Source organism: Pseudomonas sp. MD195_PC81_125 (genome assembly GCF_014060985.1).
Classification (GTDB): domain Bacteria; phylum Pseudomonadota; class Gammaproteobacteria; order Pseudomonadales; family Pseudomonadaceae; genus Aquipseudomonas; species Aquipseudomonas parakoreensis.
This window is the reverse complement of sequence record NZ_JABULD010000901.1, coordinates 1-1,015: the sequence shown is the minus strand read 5'-3', so window position 1 is coordinate 1,015 and position 1,015 is coordinate 1. Positions and strand designations below refer to the sequence as shown.

At 51.2% G+C, this 1,015-nt stretch carries 1 protein-coding gene; it reads left to right on the top strand.

What is annotated here, in order from left to right:
• Nucleotides 1-680: 680 nt before the first annotated feature.
• Nucleotides 681-1,015: OprD family outer membrane porin (locus HT737_RS30220; RefSeq protein ID WP_182404654.1), on the top strand; the 335-nt coding region annotated here is incomplete at its 3' end.

Genomic DNA, 1,015 nt, shown 5'->3' with positions numbered 1-1,015 from the left:
GGGCAGGTCCATTTCGACAGCAGGCTCGTCACAAGCTGTATGAATCCGGTACAGCCTGTAAATTTTTTTGCACCAAAACCGCACAGTGCGTCTACGCTCAGTGCGTCGGGCATCCGCCAAATACTCACTGACGGGGTGAACCGGTAACGTTTTTGGTTGTCATGGCCCCACGCGAACCTGACAACACGATGCAAAGGTATGCGTCAAGCCCCTGATACAAAAGGGCTTGAACCCCCGTTTTTATGCGGTTTTTACAGCGAAAGGCGGGTGTGCAGAAAAATAAACGTGGCAACCCTGCACTTTGTGCACGCTTGTTGCATTGAGACACACATGGTCTATAGCGCACCACGGGAAGTGGCAGCTTGAGACCAAACAAATACGGTGGCAGGGTTGCCCCAATGGAGATTCAAGTGTTTTGCCAGGGACTCTTTTTTACCGATGCAAAAAGGCCCAGAAACAGCGATAAAGTTGTCAGCCCGGCTGCATGGGTAACGTGAATTTGCGACATCAACCCAGCTGTTTGCGACGTCGTCGTAAAGATCATGAAAGGTTGTATGAGCAAGTATCGCCAACATTGTCGGCGTGATATAAGTTTGCGCCGACACAAAAAGAAAGAGCCGCCCAGATAATAAAACAGGTGGGACGGCAGTACTCTTCTAAAACCAAAGGAGCAAATCACGATGCGCGTGATGAAGTGGAGCACAATCGCACTGGCAGTTGCAGCAGCAGCCAGCACTCAGTTGGCTACGGCCGCCCCGTTTGTTAGTGACCAGGCAGAAGCCAAAGGTTTCGTTGAAGACGCAAAACTCACCGAAACGTTGAAGAACTACTACTTCAACCGCGACAACAAGAACGGCGGTGCTGACCAGAAAGACTGGACACAAGGTTTTCTGGGTAATTTCACCTCTGGTTACACCCAGGGTACTGTCGGCGTAGGCATTGACGCTTTCGGTTATCTGGCTATCAAACTGGACGGCGGTGACGGTACCTCCGGTTCGGGCAACATGAGTCGTAG